Origin of the sequence: Photobacterium obscurum, from assembly GCF_026191635.1 — a bacterium.
Lineage (GTDB): Bacteria > Pseudomonadota > Gammaproteobacteria > Enterobacterales > Vibrionaceae > Photobacterium > Photobacterium obscurum.
The window spans coordinates 16,997-38,203 of the sequence record NZ_JAKRRW010000004.1 but is presented as its reverse complement, the minus strand read 5'-3'; the positions used below and the strand labels follow the sequence as shown (position 1 = coordinate 38,203).

Below are 21,207 nucleotides of genomic sequence, written 5' to 3'. Positions count from 1 at the left end.
TTGCAGCCTACCGAGTTAAAATCGATAGAGCATCCCGGCATTAATCAGACCAACCGAAGAATCATAAAAGTTAATATCGCTATTTTCTTCAAACCATACCACCCCGGCATTGGCCAACCAACCCTTCCACCCAAAAGGCTGGGCGTAGAATGTAGTAAAGCTCAACCCATACCGTTCACCATCAGCCTTGGTGCCAAAGACGGGGTTGTCCTCGTTAAACTCGATATTGGCATAGGAGGCATTAGTAACAAACCGCCAGCGATTATCCATCGAATAGATATAGTTCACACTAAAGGCCAGGCCGTCATAGGCCATTGCATTACCATCACTATCTTGTTCGAAATAGGCGATGGCGGGAGTAATGAGATGCTTCATTCCATCTCGTTTAAAGGTGTATAGAGCAGCAAAACGAGTACTATCGCCGTTACGATTCAACAAGGCACGATCGGAATCTGAAAGCCCCAGGGCTTCACCACTGCGTTCCCTGTCGATATCTATTTCCCGAGCAGAATAACGTAGCTCTAGATCGGTACCATAGATGTTATCCCAGATGAGTCGGTAGCCATCACTGGTACGATCGGTTTTTGAACGCTCAGCGCCGGTAAGAAACGGGTCCTCCCACACTTCAGTTGGCAACGGGGTTTGCAAGAAGCTAGCGCCGATAATCCCGGCATTGCCTATTTCCTGGCGGATACCGGCACGGGTGGAGAAATCAAAACGGACATAGTCTTCCAACTGGTTACCAAGGAAAACTTGGGTACGGGTGCTAGCAAAGGTATAGGCAAGCTCCAAGCCTATTACCGGTATACCAACAGTTCGCGTATCTGGAGTCTGAGTAAGAGAATCTATGGCTTTATTACCAATATCGACACTACCAAACTTTGCCAACAAATTAGACTCAACACTGGTTATACCTGCGCCAAGATTAAAAAAGCCACTGACTCCGCTTTCTTTGGGAATAGGCTCTATGGCAAAGGCAGAAGGGATTACCACAGTGCCGAGAGCAAGCAGGCTAACGTATCGCATTGACAAATTCCTAAACGAACATTTGTTCAAAATTTAGGCGAGCGTTCCCCTTCTGTAAAACCATTCGAATATTACTTTTGCGAAAATAATTAACCGCCTCCTGTTAATGACGCTCAAAACTGCGAATCATCAATCAAGAGATAGCAGCTAAGCTTAAGCGGCTTTGCGACCCATTATGCTAACCTGATTAACGAGTAGAGTAATATGAGCCAAGCAACATCAACACAGAAGCTGTTATTCTTGGTGGTTGCCGTAATCACCGCCGCATTTTCTATCTTTTCGGCCGTCTTGATGACTGAGCCTGGGCAAAGCCTGAACCTGCCACGCAGCTGGGTAGTGACCTACTTTCAATATCGATGGTTTTTCATCGGGCTAAATGTTTTCTTACTCGCCTACCTTTGGTATTTACACATCAGCCTTAAGGTGTGGTCTCGGTTCTGGATGAACTTGGCCAGTGTAGGCGTGATTATCTGTATTATTGCCGCCAACTTTCTGCTCACCGCATTCTTTCCTTCATATCAGTACGACGCCAACTACGTCTCAATTACGGAGGCAGATCAGATCCTTAATGACAACGATGTTATCTACGCTGTTGAAATCAATGGAGATGTACGGGGCTACCCGCGAGCACACCTTGAAGTGCCACATATTGCTGGCGATAACATTGGTGGAAAAGATGTCGTCATGACATTCTGCGCCCTTAGTAATCTACCTGTTGTTATTGAGCAAGACATTGGCTTTGGTCAATCCGACTTAGGGATCCTGATCCAGACTCACAACAATCTGGTTATGGTTGATCGCAACTCCGGAGAGCTAATTCAGCAAATAACACGAGCACCGGAATTTTCCGAGGCCGAGGTTATATCTCACCCCAATACAATGACCACGTGGAAAAGCTTTAAAGAGATATACCCACAAGCCACAGTGTTTATTTACGAGTTTAACCGAGCCCTCGATACCCTATTGCTTGCCTTGTTTGAAGGCCCAATGGAAAAACAATTTAGCAATGAACATGGGGCAATCTTTCCGACACTAGACATGAATGACGACCGCTTACCAACCAAAGAGCTGGTATGGGGGTTTGATTTTGGTGATGTGCAAGCTGCCTTTACCCGCACCTTCGCCCAAAACAATCCAATCTACCAATTTGAGCTTAACGGGCATCCACTGGTACTGGTTTACGATGAAAAACACGACATCGTCAATCTTTTTGATGGTGTTCTCAACGATGCTCCGGCTGAATTCGAATCAATTGATTTCAGAGGAGAGACTGAAAACGGGAAACTAAACCAGCTACCTCTGCATAACGGGGTGTTCTGGATGGTATGGTCGCACTGGTATCCAAGTACTCAGGTTTTCAATTAAAACACCAAACAGTGAACACTAAACTATATACACCAAGCATTGAACAACAGGCGTAATATGCAAAAAGCTCTCTTGTTCTTATTATTGGCCGCATCTGTTAATTGTCGCGCCACAGCACCGGTTTTCAGCCGCTTGTTTGCAGCGGCTGACAGTGCCGAAACCGCCTATAATAATCCGGCAGGGATGACCCGGCTACATAACAACGAATTATCGCTTTCGGGTCACTTGATCAAATATTTAGGGGAGTTCGAGATTGATCAGAGTGTCACGACCGTCAGCGGCGGTACACCTGACAGCGGCGATCCTATCCTTATTCCGGCGATGTATTATGTCCATGTTATTAACAATGACTGGCGGGCAGGCTTTTCCCTGACGATCCCTACCGGCTTTGGCTCCAGCAGCGGAGGTGACTGGGCCGGTCGCTACTACAGTACAGAATCCAGCCTCATACTCGTTAGCGCAACCCCCAGCCTGGCCTATAGGGTAAATGACAGGTTGTCACTTGGTGCCGGATTAGGCTTCAATTACACGACTTCAGAAATCTCAACGGCTGTTGCGAATAGCGATCCCAGCTTACCTGACGGTACGTTAGACGTCGAATCCGATGGCCTTGGCATCGCTGTCGTTGTCAGTAGCCTCATAGAACTCTCACCAAGCACCCGAATAGGTATTAACTATCGCAGTGAGTCTGAAGCCAGTACCGATCCCGATATCGACATTAACGGCACAGGTATCGCACCGGAAGAGCTAGAAAAACTAAAAGCAGCCATCAGTAGCCTTGAAATCGCCAGCAAGGTCCCGCAACAGTTCCAGTTCGGCATTTATCACCAACTGGACAACCAGTGGGAGCTTACCTTTGATGCCGTGTGGATCGACTTCTCCGAGTTTGGCGTGACAGAAATCAGCATTGTTGGCAATGACATTGATGCGCCTGATGATCTTTACGAAGACTTCTGGGCCTTCTCTGCCGGCCTGGCTTTTCCTATCTCACCAACACTGACCGGCAGGGTCGGCGCGTTGTACGTCCAACAAGCAATATCGGACGAAAACCGAAGCTTTTCTTTTGCCCTTGACCGCATTTACGGTATCGGGGCCGGTGTTCAGCACCAACGCAGCAATGGCGATAGAGTTGATGTGAATCTCAACCTGTTTGATAGCGGCAACGCGCCTATCGATACCGGCGACAACCCCGTTCGCGGTCGCATCGCCGGTGAATATAAAGATCACTATGCGTTAGGGTTAGAGTTCACTTATCACTGGAAATAAAGTGCAGAACTCAAGGTGAACGAAATCACTTACTCACTTCGAACTCATCTTGACTATCACCTGCTGCATATGCTTTTTTGCCTGCTGAGGCTTTTCATTAAGCATCGAGCCAGAGACATCAGAAGTACCTGCACTGCGAAAATCATGATGCTCAGCGTCAGCGGATAGCCGTCGAAGACGTTGAGCCGCCGAAGATCGCACCGTAATACACCTCGGCCATCAAGATAATGCCATGATTCAGATAGCCATGCATGGTTTCGAGCGTAATGTTATTGAAGCAAAAGACCTAGCCCAATACTGAGTTGGCGTTATGCCATTCCCTAAGGCCAGTCGGCGAACTTTATTATTACCTGGTGGTAAAAGTAATTTGCTAAAGTGGTGGATTATCATTAATCAATAAACAAATAGAATATCCTCATTCCAACGAACACCGGTAAAATTTACCGACGACAAATAAAACCGATAAATACTACTCATTGAGGATTAAAACGTGGGCTGGATATTCTTATTGCTTGGCGTAATGGCCGAAGCCACTTCACATGTTGCACTAAAAGCTACCAATGGCTTTACCAACCTACTCCCGAGCGTCATTGTTATCCTTGGTCATTTAATAGCCTTCCTGTTTCTTGGCCAGGCAATGAAAGATCTTCCTGTTGGCGTTGTTCATGCCTCTTGGGCCGGGCTTGCCATTGTCGTTGTCACGGCTATGTCCAGCTTGATCTACAAACAACACCTAGACACTAAAGTCTGGCTTGGTATGGCCGTTGTTGCTCTCGGTATTGCCATCATTAATTTATCCGGTGCATCACACAGTCATTAAAACTAATGGCAGAAGCCTACAGCCAGACCAGCAAGAGTCTCACCGTCGATCAGCTTGTAGAAGTAGTGATGCTATTGCAGGCTGACATGATCAATCTAACCATCATTTTTACTCGGAGCTAATTACGCAATGAATAAAGAAAGAGCGATCAACCTCTATTATTATCTGACCCAAAATCAAGCACCTCAGAAAGACATCAACGCGGTACTGAAACTTCTGCAGCAACAACATCATATCGATATATCGTATTTGGACAAACGTAGAAAGCGTTTCCCCAATCGGTTTGATATCAACAGCTATGGTGCCGGTGGTTCACGTACCCTAAACCAAACGCGGCAACTCGCGCAATAAGCGATGAAGTAAGCTGTGCAAGAGCATTTAAAAGACTAAGTACAAACACCTGTTAAAAGCTTAAAATTACGCCAGAGGCCAATAAGGCCCCCAACTCATCCAACCTATTTAATAAGCATTACAAAAAACCAGCCTGACTTCGCGGCAAAATACGTCCAACTTGAAACACTTCCTTACAAATAAAACACCGTTCAATTTGTACAGGGTAGATTCAGAAAACGATTGCTAACCTTAACCCCATAAAAGAACAATTCATATTCAGTTTGATAAAAGGGCATGGCAATGAACACTTTCGTTAAAACCTCTATCGTTTCCGTCTTGGGCATGACTCTATTAACTGGGTGCGTTAACCCGGGCGAGGATGATCCTAATGCATCCACTAAGCAAGGTGCCGCTGGCGGTGCCCTACTTGGCCTGACTCTTGGCGCCCTAACGGGCGATGCTGAGCTTGCGATGAAAGGTGCCGTAGCCGGTGGTGTCGCAGGAGGCGTAGCCGGAGCAACCAATGATATTCAGAATAACCGAGAGAATATCCGCCACGATAGCCGCAATGACTCACTCGCGCAAATTGGCAATGGAAGCAACGCGTCCGCTACCCAACCTCAGAACTGGGAGCAACTAGATAACTTTACCGGAAATTGGACGGTCAGTATCTGGAGCAGCGCAACAGAACAACCAGTTACCGCAACCGCGAAAGCGACAGGATCGTTACTGAAGACCACCGAAGCCAGGGTTACAGTTTCAGATCTGGCCATCAACCAAGACAAACAGCCCCTAGAGCTATCCGCTGATTTTTCCTATACACCCCAGACTGGCTATACACTGACAGTAAACGACACGCTCAATAATGTGCCGGTTACTTTTGCCGGCGAGTACCAGTCGGGCTTGAATCGCTACAACTTCTACCCGACGTCTTCCGAAGCCAATGTACTCAAAGGTATCGACTCTTCCAGTATTCGTCTTGAGCTAGCATTTGCAGGACAGAACGTGTGGATGATTGATACCTATGCCCTTGTAAATGGAAAAGAAGAAAAAATCCAGACTTACCGTTTCACTAAGTCATAACTAATTCGCCACTGTTTAACAAGCGTTATACTGTTTATATCCAAATTGCCTAAAAGGCATGGGTATACGCTCAAGGCGGTATAACGCTTTTATTGTTGCAGGCATCATAAGCAAGCGAATGGGAAAATCATCTCTTGTAACAAAAACAGCCAAAACCCACAGACGACAGAACAATAAACCAACATCTCAAAGTCATACCATCAATCCCCAAAACGATAAGCAAACTAACCGTCAGACAATAATAGCTTGAAGACTCAACAAATTAGAAAAGAGTGTGCAAACGCACCATTTTCATATCAACCCCTCAAATCACAAACATATTGCTCACATAAATGGTTACAGGATTGTACTAACTTTGATACTATGCGCTCCTCTCTTAGGCAGTAGATAAGTATTAAATGGACTCCAATAGCAGGGAAAATCACATCAAGCAATGGGTGGTAGTTTTAACCATCTTAGCTATCCTGCTAACAAATTTTCTCAACTCCGTTGTAATCCTCAATCCGTCAGCCTATCACGGTGGTAAGAACTGGCTAACCGGAGAAAAGGTGCTAATTTGCACCAACCAAGGATTAAAATGGATTGATATCAGTACATTAAACCAGCTACACCGTAACCACTCAGGTAAGCATGAAACGGCAAGTACTCATCATGAGATGAAATTCCATTGCCCGATCCTAAAACACCACCAACCCCTCAGCAGTTTTCCTAGTACGGCTATCTTCTTTTTGTTGGTTGTACTCAGCCTGATCCAAAATATACGCCTGAACAGTCGAGAGGCTGTATCTGAGCGCATCTATTTCTCCTATGCGCCCAAACACTCACCGCCGATTTAATAAGCGTCATTACTAAATCACAATCGATAAACAGTAAAACCAGAGCGCTTTTTAACGAATCTGGTCAATGTAGGCATATTAATTAAATACCTATGGCAACAACTTACTCAGAACAATGCCAAGGATTAGGAGAAAGTCATGAAAAAGATCATTAATATCATTATGGGCAGCGTTTTACTATTTAGCGGCTTGGTAAATGCCCACGACTACAAAAATGGCAATCTGCACATTGATCACCCTTGGTCGAAGCAGGTGCCGCCGACGTCGGCCGTAGCTGCCGCCTTCTTTAATATAATGAACCATGGGGATGAAGTAGATACGCTACTTAGTGCCAAGTCACCAATCGCCGGTAAAACAGAGCTTCATGCACATATTCATGAAGATGGCATGATGAAAATGCGCGAGGTTGAAAAGATTGATATTCCAGCCAACAGCACGCGTACGCTGAAACCTGGCAGTTACCACATTATGTTTTTTGATTTGAAGCAAGTGCCAGCCCTTGGCGATCGTTTCCCGCTAACCCTTCATTTTGAAAAAGCGGGTCGAGTTGAAATTGAAGTCGCCGTCGAAAAGGCAACGTATAAACCAGAAGATCAAGAAAAAATAGAAAAAGAAGAGCATGCTGGCCACTAACCTATTCAGCCAATAGTACTTTAACCCGCCAATGATAATGAGCCGCTTGATATATCAAGCGGCTTTCTTATAGATAAGTCATTTACAATATTAAGCACGTTGCCATCATCACGAAAACACTTATTAACCAAAAAACTTATAGTAAATATAAGCTACACTTATGCCTCTTTAATTATTCCAACTTTTTATTATTACAGGTGTAAAGCAACAATCTACAGCCTTGGTTTACCCTTGAATAATTTGTTATTTCATTGTCAATATTAAACTAGCTTTATAGCATCAACTTTATTACTCTTGTGAATGTATATTGATAGAACATGAGCGTTCAGGATGATCGTAAGCGATGCCAAGGAAATAAACCCAGACAACATTGAGCACATCTTGAAAAGGATTGTGGACGAAGTGGGTGCTTACATTTATATTAAGAATGCTCAGGGAGAATACATCTACGCAAATAATTTAACCTGTGAGCTTTTCAACTGCACACCAACAGAAATACAAGGAGCAGACGATAGTCATTTTTTTAGCCCACCGCTACTTGGTGATATAAAAGCCAATGACAAACTTGTGCTTCAATCTAAACAACGCATTGAATTTATAGAAGAAAACCTGCTAATTCATTCGGGTGAAGCACTTATCTATAAATCGGTAAAATTACCGATTATTAATGACAATAATGAAGTCATTGGTCTATGTGGTGTGTCAACCGATATAACTAAACTCTACAACCTGCAAAAGCATCTACAAGCACAAGCCAATACTGATTATCTGACACACTTAGCCAACCGAAGGTATTTCATGAAAGAAGCTGAAAAAGAAATATCCCGCGCTAAGCGCCATCAGTTACCGTTAGCATTGATTATTGCAGATATCGACCACTTTAAGGCAATCAACGATAACTTTGGTCATGATATCGGAGACGAGCTATTAGTGGCAATCAGCGACAATTTTGTAAAGGAGGTGAGGAAAGAAGATATCGTTGGCCGTATTGGCGGAGAAGAGTTTGCCTTGCTATTGCCGAACACAAATATGACCTCAGCCTTAAGCCTAGCTGAACGTATCCGGAAATCCATCGCAGGGAGTTTCGTAAAATCACATTCCAATGAAAAAATTACAGTGACGATCAGCCTCGGTATCGCAGAATTAAGTGCGCACGACACTAATTATCAGTCTCTATATCGAAATGCAGATGAAGCCCTATACCTAGCAAAGGAAACAGGCAGGAATAAAGTCGCTTGCTACACTTCGAATACCATACAAACGACTTAATCAATGGCTATATTGTTAAAGCTGTTTAATTTCTTCTTTGAGTTGATAACCCGTATCCGTGACGATTTTTTCTAGCACGACCACACGTTGTTGTAGTTTTTTCAACTCTTCTCGTAATTCTTGAACCTCGCCACTATTACCTGCACAATCGAGTTTTTTCATCTCAGCCCTGTAACTAAGATAACGCTGCAGCCCTATAAAGGTAAAAACAATCGCCACAATCGCTACACCGGTAAGTTCCATTTTCTTATCCTCTGGCCGTTTTTCTTATTACTTCAATGACTAGCAAACTTTACACCAAGATGCATGGTTTTAAAATCAAAGAGTTAGATAAGAACCCAAATTATCGTCCTGATAAATTGGCGAAAAAGACCAAATCAATTAGTAAATCTTACCATCGTTAACTGAAGCTTATCATTTGAAAAATGCTACTTTATAATTTCGACTTAGTAAGTACATATAATGGTCATTTCTTTATAATTGATAGAGTCAGTAATTACATCTGTTGTTAGTCTTTATATGAAAACTTGGAAACACGCCCCAGTAGATCCTTTTGTTGCCCAGTTTATTGATTGCTACTGGTTACTTGAAATCAATTATGGTGATAGCGAAAGACCCGAGCCAGTACTGATCCCCAACCCAAACTGTCACCTGGTTATCACGCCACCTGATTCCGAGCATCACTATCAATATAGTGATAACGGCGACAATAAAATCATTTCGGTTTGCGGTACTCACCTTATCATGCCTTCAACACGGGCACTCACTCTGCTTGATGATAAGCAGGTATTACGGCTGGGAGTGAAATTTCAACCCGGCGCACCATACCGGCTTTTTGGACTTGATGGAAAGCTAACACTCAACCAAACTTTCACGAATTTACCATCGATACACCCATTGCTACTAATTAGTGAACTTGAATCGATGCTTCTCATCAGAGCTGACTCCGAGCTGGTGATTAAAGAGCTTGATAAGTGTATTGCTAAAATTGCCCGTCAAACTATGAAAGATCGCCATTCCGTCTTGGTAAACAAAGCACTCAATGAACTTGAACAAAAACCGTCAATGGCCCTTGAAAAAACTCTGGACTGCTCTCGCAGAACGCTAGAAAGATCCTTTGTGAAGGTAACCGGCCTAACCCTCAAGCAATATGAAATGTTGACTCGGTTAGATAAGCTTCTTCTCTATATCTATCAGCAACCCAATGATCAACTTGAATGGGCTGACATTGCCTCTCAATTTGGCTTTAGCGATCAGCCACATCTGATCCGTCAACTCAAAAAATCCATTGGTGCAACACCGGGAAGCTATCTCAGCGCTAGAAATTTAATTATTGATATTTATGGTGATTTTGAATCATAAGCAGAGTCAGGCTACAGTTACTTGGCTATATACCCAAGCTACTTCAATATGCCGGATTCAGAGTGATATCAGCCTGTCCAGTTCACGGAAAATGACTGCAGGAATGGGCCCCCTTTCAACGTCATTTGACACAGAAATGGGCTTGCTGAATCACTCCCGAAGGGCGAGCTGACTGGGTTGGTATGCTGTGTTGCTGCTTTTTAACGTAGAGCCACTATGTCTTCAAATCAGCGCCTTGCATACCATCCCAGTTATTCTCGCTGAAACGAGCATCTTGAGGTAGTTTGGGTATATCGTATCAATACTGAAATTTGTCGTATTTGTTCAATTCAGCCAACCAAGCAATAACTACAATAGCGGTGAATTAACTTACAACGATGAAAAAGAATGGAATATCAACAACTCAAAAAAGGCTTACCCTGCCAGCTTAATGACTCACTGACTATTCGGCTTATCCGGCAGAATGACTTTGACGACATCGTCGAGATGTTAGGCACCCCCAACGTCAGCAAGTATCTCTTCTTTGCCCCAGCACCAGTTGAAGTTTATGAGGCTTTCTTCAACCCCATCATCAAAAATACCCAACAAGCCATTGAAGCCGAAGAGTGGCCGGAAAACCCGACTTTCATTATCAGGAACAATGACGAACGCTATATGGGCATGATTGGTATCAGCCAGGTGATGATGCTGAAGGGCAACTTCGAGGTCGGCCACCAGCTTGCCGAACACGCATGGGGACAAGGAATCGGTACTTTAGGTTGCCAATTTGCCACCCAACTGGCATTTGAACAGCTCAAGGCACACAAGATCTGTGCCGATTGCTATGCCGGTAATATCGGATCTGCCCGCGTACTTGAAAAATCAGGCTATGAGCTTGAGGGTCGCCAACAGGATTACTACAAAATCGACGACCATTTCGATGATCGGCTACTGTTTGGTCTAACTGCCAGCCAATATAAAGCCCACCGATAAAAGCAAGATCTCATCGTGCTGCAGATTGATTGCAGCCAGCAACTAAGCGACACTAAGCAAACTTATCCTCTTTGCTGGCTACACCTGTATGCGTCTTGACGATCTAAAACTGTTTACCACCGTAGTTCAACTCGGCAGCTTTACTGCTGCCGCCAATGCATTAGATCTTCCTCGTGCCAATGTAAGCCGCAGGATTGGTGAGCTTGAAAAGCACCTCAATGCCCAGCTTTTTTTCCGCACAACCCGAAAGTTACGCCTGACCCAGCACGGCGAAATTTATTATCGGGAACTTCAGAAAATCGTCGCCGGGATTGAACGAGCGCAAGAAGCGATGTACCAACTGGACGACAAGCCCGTCGGCAAGGTGAAGATAGGAGTATTGCCAGACACGGATGAAGCAATTCAACCCATTCTTGCCACATTTCAGCAAATGTACCCAGAAATAGAGCTGGATGTTCGCTTTAGCAGCAACAGCTATCAGGATATCTATGAGCAGGGTCTGGATTTAGCCTTCCATGTCGGTCAATTACAGGACTCCAGCTTTATTGCCCGCCACATTACGAAAATTAGTCGTATCCTGCTCGCCAGCCCGACATATATTGCCCAGTATGGTCAACCGGAAACAGTGGAAGATATTGCCGATCATCGCTGTATTTGCTACCGCTGGCCTGACGGCAACCTAGAGGATGTCTGGCATTTTACAGATAGCGAAATCAGAGTTTTTCCTAAGTTAAGCAGCAACAGCACCAATTTTGTTCGCCGTTCAATGATTGCAGGCCAGGGGATCAGCTTTCTGCCGTTGCTATTGGCAGCCAGCGCCATGGAAAACGGCGAACTGGTTCGCGTATTACCAGAATACCAGTCGAAAACAGAGGACTTTTGGCTACTGTATCCAAACCGCCATGGTATCAGCCACGCAACAAGACTGCTGATTGATCACCTGCTGGAAGAAATTCCGAAAGCCATCTAACTTTGTCTCAAATTTCGGCCTAATAATTGAGCAACAAACGTTCAAATAACGACAGCCTTCAAGTATACCGGCATATTGTCATGATTTTCATGACAGTATTTCACATCCTAACGAGCATATCGATAAAGCTATTCTCTCTACAATGACTCCCAAATGACAGTGGGAGTCAATCATGAACCATTCACCTTTATTCATCCTTGCGCCATTAGCAGCACTGGCTTTATCCGGCTGCTCCGAAGTACCTGCTCCACAGGCAGATAAATCACCTCGCCCGGTCCAGATAATAAAACTCGGCCCGCCAACACAACATTATATGAAGCGCTTCTCTGGCACCCTTGAGGCTGCAGATACCGCAAACCTAGCCTTTAAAGTGCCGGGGACCATAGAACAAGTACTGGTCAAAACCGGGGATCGCGTCACCAAAGGGGAAATTATTGCCCGGCTAGATCCCCATGATTACCAAGTCACCGTCATCGAGCTAGAAGCACGCCTGGAAGAAGCCAAAGCTGCGCAGGCACTGGCGACTATCGAGCTCTCACGAGTCAAGCAAGCAACAGGAGACAACGCAATTGCAGCGGTTAACCTGGACCGTGCTATGAGCGGCTATAAGCGCAGCAACGCGATGGTTAAAGTGGTTGAACAGAATTTACAGAAAGCCAAGGACGCCCTGTCCTATACCGAACTAAAAGCACCGTTTGGCGGCGTTATTGGCCAGCGATTTAGTGAACAGTTTGAGCAGGCTGCCCCTGGCCTACCGGTGTTCACTCTGCATCAGCCCGACAAGTTGCAGGCTGTCATTGACGTTCCTGAAAACTTAGTGGCGGGATTTAATGACAATCCCTATGCCACTATCAGCTGGTACGGTGCCCAGCAGCCAGTTTCTGCCCAGCTGAAAGAAGTCAGCACCCTTCCAGATCCGATCAAGCAGACCTACACCCTGACCTACCTATTGAATGGCACCAGTACTGATTTACTTCCCGGTAAAGCAATCCAACTTGAGCTTCCTTTTGTACCGAAACAAAAAGGTTACTGTATCCCTTACTCCGCACTTGTCGAGAACAGTTCAGGGCCTGCGGTATTTGTTGTCAAAAGCGGTAAAGCCATGCCTACCAGCGTCGAAGTCACCTCCGTGCACGCCAACAAGGCATGCATCACAGGCGAACTGCGGCAGGGTACTCAAATCATCACTGCCGGTACTCATTACCTCAAACCGGGGCAGCTCGTGGGTACCACCCAAACCAGCGTAGCCGTACAGTAAGGAAAGAACATGAACTTAGCAGAATTTGCGATTAAGCAACGCACCTTCGTCTCTTTTTTCTGTGTCCTGTGTGTGATTGCCGGTGTGATGTCCTATTTTAAGCTCGGCAAACTCGAAGATCCTTCATTCACAGTAAAAAGTGCAGTCGTCGTTACCCTCTACCCCGGCGCGTCTGCTGCCGAGGTGGAAGCGCAGGTTACCGATAAACTCGAAACCAAATTGCAGGAAATGGGGGCGATGTGGAAGCTCCGCTCGCTGTCACGCCCCGGTAGTTCGATGATTTTTATCGACTTGCATGAGTACACCAGCTCAAAAGAACTGCCGCAACAATGGGATCTCCTGCGCCGCAAAGTTGACGACGCCAAGCTGTCACTGCCGGCTACAGCCCAGATCAGCATTGTTCAGGATGAATTCTCCGAAGTGTACGGTATGCTCTTTGCTGTCTCAGGTGATGGCGTCGAGCCTAGCGAGCTCCGCCTGTATGCCAAAGAACTTCAGCGTCGCCTTAAAACCGTTGATGGTATCAAGAAAATTGAGCTGCACGGTATCCGCAATCAGGTGGTCAATGTCGACCTCCCAGATGAGCGCCTCGCGGATTACGGGCTTTCCTCCATTCAGGTACTGAATCAGCTGACTAGCCAGAACATGATCTTTGACGCGGGCAGCTTCAAAGCTGGTGTCGAACGCATCCGTATTGATCAAAGCAGCGCTTTCAAATCAATCGATGATATTCGCAACCTAACCATCAAAGGCGGCATTGGCAACATAGGTTCCGGGCTTATCCGCCTTGGTGATATTGCCGATATTTCAATGGGCTATCAGACACCCGCTCTCTCTGAGAGCCGGTTCAACGGGTACGATGCCATTACGCTTGCAGTCAGCCCTGTCAACGGGATCAACGTGGTCTCTCTGGGTGATTCCCTCAACCAGATTATTGCAGAGTACCAGCAGACTCTTCCTGTCGGTGTCGAGATAAATACCATTGCGTTTCAGCCTGAAGAGGTCAACAAGTCAATCAGTAACTTCGTCTCGAACCTTATCGAAAGTGTGGCGATTGTAGTCGTGATCCTATGGCTGTTCATGGGATTCAAGAGCGCGGTAATCGTAGGCGGTAGTTTGCTGTTAACGATTCTACTGACCCTCATCTATATGAAAATCGCCGCCATTGACCTACAGCGAGTATCCCTCGGGACGTTCATCCTCGCCCTGGGTATGCTAGTCGATAACGCCATCGTGATCACCGATATGATCATAGCCAAAATGAACAAGGGGATTGAACGAACCAAGGCGGCCATCGATACCATTCAGGAAACGGCTCTTCCGCTTCTGGGAGCAACCGTGATTGCGATTATGGGTGCGACACCAGTCCTGTTCTCGCAGACGGATTCCGCCGAGTTTGCTATCTCGGTATTTTGGGTAATGTGCTCGTCGCTGCTGTTCTCATGGTTAGTCGCCATGACGGTCACCCCGCTGTCATGCTGGCTATGGGTCAGACCAAACAAAGCCAGCGAGAACGGCAAAGCCACCCAGCCATCGCTATTTAACAAAGCAGTTAACTGGACAGTGTATAACCCGCTGAAAAGCCTAACACTGCTCGTCCCACTCATTGCTATCACAGCCTTGGTAGTACCGAAGATTTCGGTTAACTTCATGCCAAGCTCCGACCGCCCAATGGTCTTTCTTGACTACTGGCTTCCAAACGGAGCACAGGTTGAGCAAACTTCAAAAGACATGAAAAAGATTGAGCAATGGCTGCTTGAGCAACCCGAAGTAAAAAATATTTCGACATTTGTTGGCGCAAGTGCACCACGCTTCTCCGTTACCGTCGAGCCTGAGCCTTATGACGCAAGCTACGGCCAAATATTAATCAACACCCACGACTATGACTCGATTACCAACCTTGTCGAACGTGGTGATACCTGGCTGAAAGTTGCGTTTCCGCATGCGGAACCGCGGTTCCGACCACTGAAGCTCGCCACCAAGGACAAATACAGTATCGAGGCGCGCTTTATCGGCCAGGATCCTGCCGTATTGCATCAGCTTTCCGAACAGGCACAGCAGATCCTGTCAGCGAATCCGCACACCAAATATGTTCGTGACGACTGGCGCCAGAAGAGCAAGGTTATCGTTCCTGCTCTTAACCAAGAGCAGGCACGCCGAGCCGGGATCAACCGTGCTGATGTCGCTATTGCCATGAAGCGAGCCAGTGAGGGGATCATACTGAGCCAACTTCGCCAAGGGGATGAACTAATCCCAATTAAACTGAGAAGTGCCGATGCCGATCTTGATTCACTCGAAACGCTGCCAGTGAAATCCCTCGCAGGTCTTCACAGTGTGCCGCTTGGCCAAGTTGTCGACAAATTCGAGCTAAAAACCGAAGAAAGCATGATCTGGCGCCGCAACCGCCTGCCAGCCATCACCGTACAGGCTGATGTTCATGGCCAGACGGCCTCTGAAGTACGTAAACAAGTCGCCAAGAACATCGAGGCTATTGCCCTGCCAGCAGGCTACCAATTTGAGTGGGGCGGCGAATACTACGATGAGGATCGTGCGGTAACGGATACCATCAAGCAGCTGCCTAAAGCGATTCTGATCATGGTGATAATCCTGGTCGCTCTATTCAACGGCTTCAAGCAACCGGTGATCATTCTGATCACGGTACCACTGGCCGCAACCGGAGCCAGTTGGTTCCTACTCCTGATGGACAAACCATTCGGCTTCATGGCCTTAATCGGTGCCATCGCCCTGTCAGGGATGATCATCAAGAACGGTATTGTACTGATGGATCAAATCGAGCTTGAGCGAGCCAATGGCCGCCCACTCGAAGAGGCCATCAAAGAAGCAACCCTAAACCGTACCATGGCGATTTCAATGGGTGCGTTAACCACGGCTCTCGGGATGGTCCCATTGTTGTCAGACCGTCTGTTTGACCAGATGGCCGCAACCATCATCGGCGGTCTCGCGGCTGCCACCGTTCTGTCGCTGTTTGTCATGCCGGCGCTCTACCGCTTGTTCTATCGTACCGAGTCAACTGCACACATCGAGGAGCTTAACAATGAAACTGCTTAAACTGTCACCGCTTGTTGCTGCCCTCGTCCTGTCAGGATGTGCAGTAGGGCCAGATTACGAGATACCGAATCCGATAATGGAAACTGAGTATTTAAATCAGGCAGTACCAGGTACAAGTCCAAGTACAGGCACTGTCAATACCGATACATGGTGGTATCAGTTTAACGATCAAACCCTGAACCAGCTGGTTGTCGATGCTCAGCAGCAAAACATACCATTAAAAATTGCAGCTGAACGAATCAAGGCCGCGCAGGCGTACCAAAATGTCATTGAGTCATTCAAGTTACCAACAGTCAGCTTGGGGGCTGGCTACTCATCACTGGGGCTGAGCGAGAATGATCCATTACTTGGGCCGGTTGTCTCATCGACCAACCCGTTAGGAATGGCATTGATCGACTCGAATCAGAGTGCTTTCCATGCCGGGGCGACAATCGCCTGGGAGCTGGATTTATTCAACCGAATAGACAATCAGGTGCAAGCCGCCGCAATACGCAAAGAACAGGCAGATATCTTCCGTGAAGGCCTGACTACCATGATCACTTCCGAGGTGATTCACAACTACCTGCAGATGCGAGGAGCCCAAGAACGCAAGGCTATCGCGCAGTCAATGGTCGCCGATCAGACCGCAACCTTGGATCTGGTCAAGAGGATGCTGAAAAGTGGCTATGGCTCTGAGCTTGACCTCGCTCGGGCCAAAGCCATGCTGGCAGCCACTAAATCAATAGTGCCGCAACTAGAAACCGCTGAAACAGCCCACCGTCAACGCCTAGCGATCTTGCTAGGGGAAAGCCCGAGCCAAATGCAGGCGCGGTTAAGTCATACCAGACCATTGCCAGTCTTCAATGGGATCATTCCTACCGGCTTGCCGTCTGATCTCCTGCAACGCAGGCCGGATATTCGGATTGCCGAACGTGAAATGGCGGCAATCAACGCCGAGTTAGGGGCTGCGGTCGCCAATAAATACCCCAAATTCTACCTTACCGGTGCGCCTGGTGTATTGGCTAAAGACTTTGATGATCTGTTCAGCGCTGACTCCACCGCCTGGATTGCCAATATCGGCGTAAGTTGGAACGTCTTTGATGGCGGCCGAAATGACGCCCTTGTTGATATTCAGGAAGCACGGTTCAAAAGCAGCGCCCTGTCCTACCAGCATGCGGTCAACAGTGCGATAGGCGAGGTTGAAACCCTGCTCCATGGCTATGGCAACAGCCAGCAGTATCTGGCTTTGGTGGTGGAATCAAAAGACGAAACTGATATCGCAGTACGAAAGGCGAAATCCCTGTATGCGGCAGGCCTAGCTGACTACCTTGCGGTACTCGATGCCCAACGCCAGCAACATATTATGGCAGATCGGGTTCTGGCGGCACGGCTGCAGACCGCCAATGTTGCCGTCGGCCTAAACAAGGCTCTTGGCGGCGACTGGGCTCTGTAGACACGACCAACTTCAATACGCAATACGACCTTCCCGCCATAGCTAACAGACAGACTCCCACTCTCTCTGATGGCAGGAAGGTCACTTTTATCACTAACGCCTATCCGTAAAACAACTGAGCAATATATCCGAGCGAAAAGATAACGCTTACTACCTTTCTCATGGCCACTCATCACCGGCAGCATATAACAGCCATAAATGACAGAGTTGATAACCATATCAAACTATGTGCAATTAGACTGGTGTAGTGTCCCTGATATGAAGTCAATACAATAAAGCTCAGTATCAAAGAGATAGACATGAAATCTAGAAGTAACCACAAAAAAGCTACCATCGGCTATATCATCGGCTTTGTGATATCCCTAGCCTTATTCAAGTTGGATGTATTAGGTATGCTCCCTGCCTTATTCATGGTGCTTTCGTTCTTCATGACATTGATTCATGGATGGCTATACCTGTCTGGCCAAGGTGAAAAAGGCGATATCTACGACGCGGTCCTCGATGCTAACCGAACCAAATCCAAAGCATTAGTCTCTGGTATGGATATGAAAGACGAATCAAAGTCGTCATAACTTTTCAATAACTGCGGTATGCAGCGGATAACCAATAAATTACTTAAAACCGGCTATCTCAGTCAGTTCCTGATATAGCCGTTCTCCCAACGCTGTAGCATCAAACGCTTCGAAGAATTCAGTTGAAGGTCGGTATTGACGCTCTGGCTGTTGTTGCCAGTCCCAGTGCATGGTAGTGAGCTGCTGATAATATTCTCCAGGGCTATCAGTACCAACCTCATAGAGCCGCCCGGCGTACTGGCGGAGAAATTCCAACGTTTCGCCTTCGGGCAACTCCGCCAAGATTGGCCTACCACAAGCAACATAATCAATCGCTTTGGTGGCAAGGTGGGTATCGGTTTTACCCCGATCAGGTGAGCCTTTCTGGATAAACAACGCATCACACTGACAAAGTAGCGACTGCGCCTGCTTTTTTTCCAGTTGGCCGATCGTCTTGACTACATGCTTAAGGCCGTACTGCTTAACCCAGCCATCAAAGACAGGTACGTGCTCACCAATATTAATAAAACGGAATGTAAACGGCACATTGGTCAGTTGGCTGAAAATGCCTTCGGCTGAACATCGAAAACCACTCCACGATCCGCTATAGCCTAGAGTGAACACCTCGCTATGCCTGAAAACCGGTTCGGGAATATAGTCATAACTATTCGGTATCCAGGCAACCTTTCCTTGTCCAATCAGACGCTGGTAGGCAAGCCAATCAGACTGGGACGTCACAATTAACTTTGCGGCCTGCCTCAACACTCGCTTTTCCCAAGGTGATATTCTCCCCTCGGAAAAGTAGCTTGCCCTAGACCATGCATCCCGGAAATCCAGTACCAACGGCAGACCAAACCAGCGCGACAGAAAATATCCGATCAGCGAACTACTGAACGGCGGGCAGCTCACCAGAATAACATCAGGCCGGTTCGCCATAATATGTTGACAACATTGCCATAAGCTCGGGATCACCCACCCCCAATGCTTATCCACCAGCAAAAACATCTTGGCGATATCACTCTCTTCGCTCGATATCTGGCTGGGAAACAGGCGCGCTCCCATATTTTGCCCCAGATTCATATGACGCAGAGTCGTTTGGCACAGAGCCGGCCAGCGCCAGAGCCAATCGATATCCCAAGATGCTACCATCTGATGGGTGATTGCCGTGTCAGGCTGCCAAGAAGAGAAATAGGGTTGCTGGGGCCATTGTGAATTCCGCGGCTCGCAGAGCAAGTCAACATGGCACCCGGCTTGCGATAAGTACTGGGCAAAACGCTGGCTACGATTACTCGCCGCATGAAGATGAAATGGGGAAAAATAACTCAGATAGAGGACGTGCATCATTGTCCTCCCCCTATCCCCGAATATCGAATTAGACTGCCACCAAAGGCAATCGTATCTCGCAACCGATAGCCCGTTTTCATTCAACCACTCAGTGCATGGAAACTTCTATCAGTATAGTAATGCTAAATTAATGCACTTCCCTTATGACGCTACATTCTCATATCTTAGGTCCGCGTTAGATAACATCAGAAACTATCAGATAATTTCACCTCTCCCTCCCTACATCGGCCAGATAGGAGGCCATTGATTTGATCTCCGGATCGGTAAACGGCTGCATGGCCACTTCCATGGGGATATACAGGCCATTCTTGCGCCTGCCGTTTTTATAGTCCAGCATCTGATTATATAAATAAATCTCATTTTGGCCGCCCAATTTTGGATACATCGGCATCACCGGAGCATTCCCCCCCTCGCCGTGGCATTGAATACATCCCCCTCTACCGGGATTGTCATATAACACCTTGCCATTAAGCTCAGTGCCTGCAGTGACCAGCGGGCTGGCAGCCACTATGACCACAGACAGTATTAAACTAGTAAACTTCATTGCCAAACTCCTCACTTAAGCAAATCAGCCATTGCTCCAAATCTGTTTTCGGTGTCGCGATATACCCCATCGCCTGATATCGAACTTGCTGGTTAACAGCCACCAGAGTAGAAGGTATACCGGCAAAGCCCAGAGCCCTGACTGGCTCGAAATCACTGATATGCGTGGTGGATAAATTGCTGATCTTCAGGCGCTTAAATATCGCTTTGATTTCCCGCTTGTTATCTCCGACATGGATTGCGGAAATATCAAAACGAGGATGACCAGAAAGCTGGTCCAGCAGCGGCAATTCCTTGAGACAAGGGCGGCACCAGATCGCCCAGAAATTCACTAGCTCAACCGGAGCTGAGGTCCCGATCCGATCCTTTACTTCGACAGGGAGTTCAAACGGGGCGACAGGCAGAAATTCAGCCGGTACCGGGCAGCCATCTTGACGGCCGAAAGCCAACTGCGGCAGTAACACCGCGACCACCAAGCCGAATTTAAGCCACCAGAACGACTGTATTTTTCTCATTGCAATTGCTCCGCAATGATTTTAGCCATCTGCTCGCTGCCCGTGCCGTAGCCAAATACATCCACCAACTCGCGATCCGGTCCGTAAAAATAAACATAAGCCGAATGGTATACCTCATACTGCTTGGGAAGCGGCGGATAAACCGGCTTCCCGTCAAGCGAATAACCATATGTTCCCTTCAGAGCCCTGACGACCTGGGAAGTCTGCTCGTCACTGCCGACCAGACCGATCATTTTCGGGCCAAAGTATTTTACATAGCTATCAAGACTTTCTGGGGTATCGCGATTGGGGTCTACCGAGATAAAAATTGGCGTAATTTGGTCGGCCTTGTTCCCTAACTTTCTTATCGTTGATGCCATATCCATCACGGTCGTTGGGCAGACATCCGGGCACGACGTATAACCAATCCCAATCAGCAGGTGGTGACCAGGCCAGTTTTTCTCGGTTACTGTACCTAAATTGGCCTCGTTTAGAGAAAAAGTCAGCGGCGCTGCCATCACGGGGAGATTTATCAATAACAGTAAGAGCACGCCGAACACAAATTTTACGATACGCATCTC

The 21,207-nt window shown here is 47.0% G+C and carries 22 protein-coding genes; 15 read left to right on the top strand and 7 right to left on the bottom strand.

Annotated features, from left to right (window positions below; translation table 11 throughout):
• Positions 1-15 precede the first annotated feature (15 nt).
• Positions 16-1,026, bottom strand: a complete 1,011-nt coding sequence (locus tag MD588_RS06255; protein ID WP_265696152.1) for a DUF2860 domain-containing protein — start codon at positions 1,024-1,026, stop codon at positions 16-18.
• A 204-nt stretch (positions 1,027-1,230) separates the two neighbouring features.
• On the opposite strand from MD588_RS06255, the gene MD588_RS06250 reads away from it, so the two are divergent.
• Together MD588_RS06250 and MD588_RS06245 are read left to right on the top strand one after the other, a co-directional pair.
• Positions 1,231-2,391 (top strand): DUF3179 domain-containing (seleno)protein, encoded by a 1,161-nt coding sequence (locus MD588_RS06250; RefSeq protein WP_265696151.1) that lies wholly within the window; start codon positions 1,231-1,233, stop codon positions 2,389-2,391.
• A gap of 57 nt (positions 2,392-2,448) precedes the next feature.
• Entirely contained in the window at positions 2,449-3,657 is a 1,209-nt protein-coding gene (locus MD588_RS06245) for an OmpP1/FadL family transporter (RefSeq protein ID WP_265696150.1), read from the top strand.
• Positions 3,658-3,690: 33 nt separating this feature from the next.
• Here the strand turns inward: MD588_RS06245 and MD588_RS06240 are convergent, their stop codons facing one another.
• Positions 3,691-3,858 carry a hypothetical protein gene (locus MD588_RS06240; RefSeq protein WP_265696148.1) on the bottom strand — a complete coding sequence of 56 codons (168 nt, stop codon included), beginning with the start codon at positions 3,856-3,858 and terminating at the stop codon, positions 3,691-3,693.
• 289 nt (positions 3,859-4,147) lie between these two features.
• Between MD588_RS06240 and MD588_RS06235 the strand changes: the two genes are divergently transcribed.
• The 6 genes from MD588_RS06235 (at position 4,148) to MD588_RS06210 (ending at position 8,631) form a co-directional block, all read left to right on the top strand.
• Positions 4,148-4,477 carry a DMT family transporter gene (locus MD588_RS06235; protein WP_265696146.1) on the top strand — a complete coding sequence of 110 codons (330 nt, stop codon included), beginning with the start codon at positions 4,148-4,150 and terminating at the stop codon, positions 4,475-4,477.
• A gap of 129 nt (positions 4,478-4,606) precedes the next feature.
• A complete protein-coding gene (locus MD588_RS06230; protein ID WP_265696145.1) occupies positions 4,607-4,828 on the top strand; it encodes a hypothetical protein in 222 nt (73 codons plus the stop codon).
• A 282-nt stretch (positions 4,829-5,110) separates the two neighbouring features.
• Entirely contained in the window at positions 5,111-5,893 is a 783-nt protein-coding gene (locus tag MD588_RS06225) for a hypothetical protein (RefSeq protein ID WP_265696143.1), read from the top strand.
• A gap of 398 nt (positions 5,894-6,291) precedes the next feature.
• The gene (locus MD588_RS06220; RefSeq protein WP_265696142.1) at positions 6,292-6,729 is read left to right on the top strand and encodes a hypothetical protein; all 438 of its coding nucleotides are present in this window, start codon (positions 6,292-6,294) and stop codon (positions 6,727-6,729) included.
• Between the two features lie 138 nt (positions 6,730-6,867).
• Positions 6,868-7,362 carry a copper chaperone PCu(A)C gene (locus tag MD588_RS06215; RefSeq protein WP_265696141.1) on the top strand — a complete coding sequence of 165 codons (495 nt, stop codon included), beginning with the start codon at positions 6,868-6,870 and terminating at the stop codon, positions 7,360-7,362.
• 330 nt (positions 7,363-7,692) lie between these two features.
• Positions 7,693-8,631 carry a sensor domain-containing diguanylate cyclase gene (locus tag MD588_RS06210; protein ID WP_265696140.1) on the top strand — a complete coding sequence of 313 codons (939 nt, stop codon included), beginning with the start codon at positions 7,693-7,695 and terminating at the stop codon, positions 8,629-8,631.
• Between the two features lie 15 nt (positions 8,632-8,646).
• On the opposite strand, the gene MD588_RS06205 is transcribed toward MD588_RS06210, so the two are convergent.
• Entirely contained in the window at positions 8,647-8,874 is a 228-nt protein-coding gene (locus MD588_RS06205) for a nitrite reductase (RefSeq protein ID WP_265696139.1), read from the bottom strand.
• Positions 8,875-9,150: 276 nt separating this feature from the next.
• Here MD588_RS06205 and MD588_RS06200 point away from each other — a divergent pair, with 276 nt between their 5' ends.
• The 7 genes from MD588_RS06200 to MD588_RS06170 all read left to right on the top strand — a co-directional run bounded on the left by MD588_RS06200 (position 9,151) and on the right by MD588_RS06170 (position 18,266).
• A complete protein-coding gene (locus MD588_RS06200) occupies positions 9,151-9,993 on the top strand; it encodes a helix-turn-helix domain-containing protein (protein ID WP_265696138.1) in 843 nt (280 codons plus the stop codon).
• A gap of 387 nt (positions 9,994-10,380) precedes the next feature.
• Positions 10,381-10,965 carry a GNAT family N-acetyltransferase gene (locus tag MD588_RS06195; RefSeq protein WP_265696137.1) on the top strand — a complete coding sequence of 195 codons (585 nt, stop codon included), beginning with the start codon at positions 10,381-10,383 and terminating at the stop codon, positions 10,963-10,965.
• An 88-nt stretch (positions 10,966-11,053) separates the two neighbouring features.
• A complete protein-coding gene (locus tag MD588_RS06190) occupies positions 11,054-11,935 on the top strand; it encodes a LysR family transcriptional regulator (RefSeq protein WP_265696136.1) in 882 nt (293 codons plus the stop codon).
• 172 nt (positions 11,936-12,107) lie between these two features.
• Positions 12,108-13,193, top strand: a complete 1,086-nt coding sequence (locus MD588_RS06185) for an efflux RND transporter periplasmic adaptor subunit (protein WP_265696135.1) — start codon at positions 12,108-12,110, stop codon at positions 13,191-13,193.
• Positions 13,194-13,202: 9 nt separating this feature from the next.
• The gene (locus MD588_RS06180; protein WP_265696134.1) at positions 13,203-16,262 is read left to right on the top strand and encodes an efflux RND transporter permease subunit; all 3,060 of its coding nucleotides are present in this window, start codon (positions 13,203-13,205) and stop codon (positions 16,260-16,262) included.
• Positions 16,249-17,694, top strand: coding sequence for an efflux transporter outer membrane subunit (locus MD588_RS06175; RefSeq protein WP_265696133.1), 1,446 nt, complete (start codon positions 16,249-16,251; stop codon positions 17,692-17,694). Before MD588_RS06180 ends, MD588_RS06175 begins: the two co-directional genes overlap by 14 nt.
• A gap of 299 nt (positions 17,695-17,993) precedes the next feature.
• Positions 17,994-18,266 carry a hypothetical protein gene (locus tag MD588_RS06170; RefSeq protein WP_265696132.1) on the top strand — a complete coding sequence of 91 codons (273 nt, stop codon included), beginning with the start codon at positions 17,994-17,996 and terminating at the stop codon, positions 18,264-18,266.
• A gap of 39 nt (positions 18,267-18,305) precedes the next feature.
• Here MD588_RS06170 and MD588_RS06165 read toward each other — a convergent pair whose 3' ends face one another.
• The 4 genes from MD588_RS06165 to MD588_RS06150 all read right to left on the bottom strand — a co-directional run bounded on the left by MD588_RS06165 (position 18,306) and on the right by MD588_RS06150 (position 21,204).
• Positions 18,306-19,589 (bottom strand): glycosyltransferase, encoded by a 1,284-nt coding sequence (locus MD588_RS06165; protein ID WP_265696131.1) that lies wholly within the window; start codon positions 19,587-19,589, stop codon positions 18,306-18,308.
• A 205-nt stretch (positions 19,590-19,794) separates the two neighbouring features.
• Positions 19,795-20,133 (bottom strand): c-type cytochrome, encoded by a 339-nt coding sequence (locus MD588_RS06160; RefSeq protein WP_265696130.1) that lies wholly within the window; start codon positions 20,131-20,133, stop codon positions 19,795-19,797.
• Entirely contained in the window at positions 20,120-20,647 is a 528-nt protein-coding gene (locus MD588_RS06155) for a TlpA family protein disulfide reductase (RefSeq protein WP_265696129.1), read from the bottom strand. The genes MD588_RS06160 and MD588_RS06155 overlap by 14 nt, the downstream gene beginning before the upstream one ends.
• On the bottom strand, positions 20,644-21,204 hold the full coding sequence (locus MD588_RS06150; RefSeq protein WP_265696128.1) for an SCO family protein: 561 nt from the start codon (positions 21,202-21,204) through the stop codon (positions 20,644-20,646). Before MD588_RS06150 ends, MD588_RS06155 begins: the two co-directional genes overlap by 4 nt.
• Positions 21,205-21,207 lie beyond the last annotated feature (3 nt).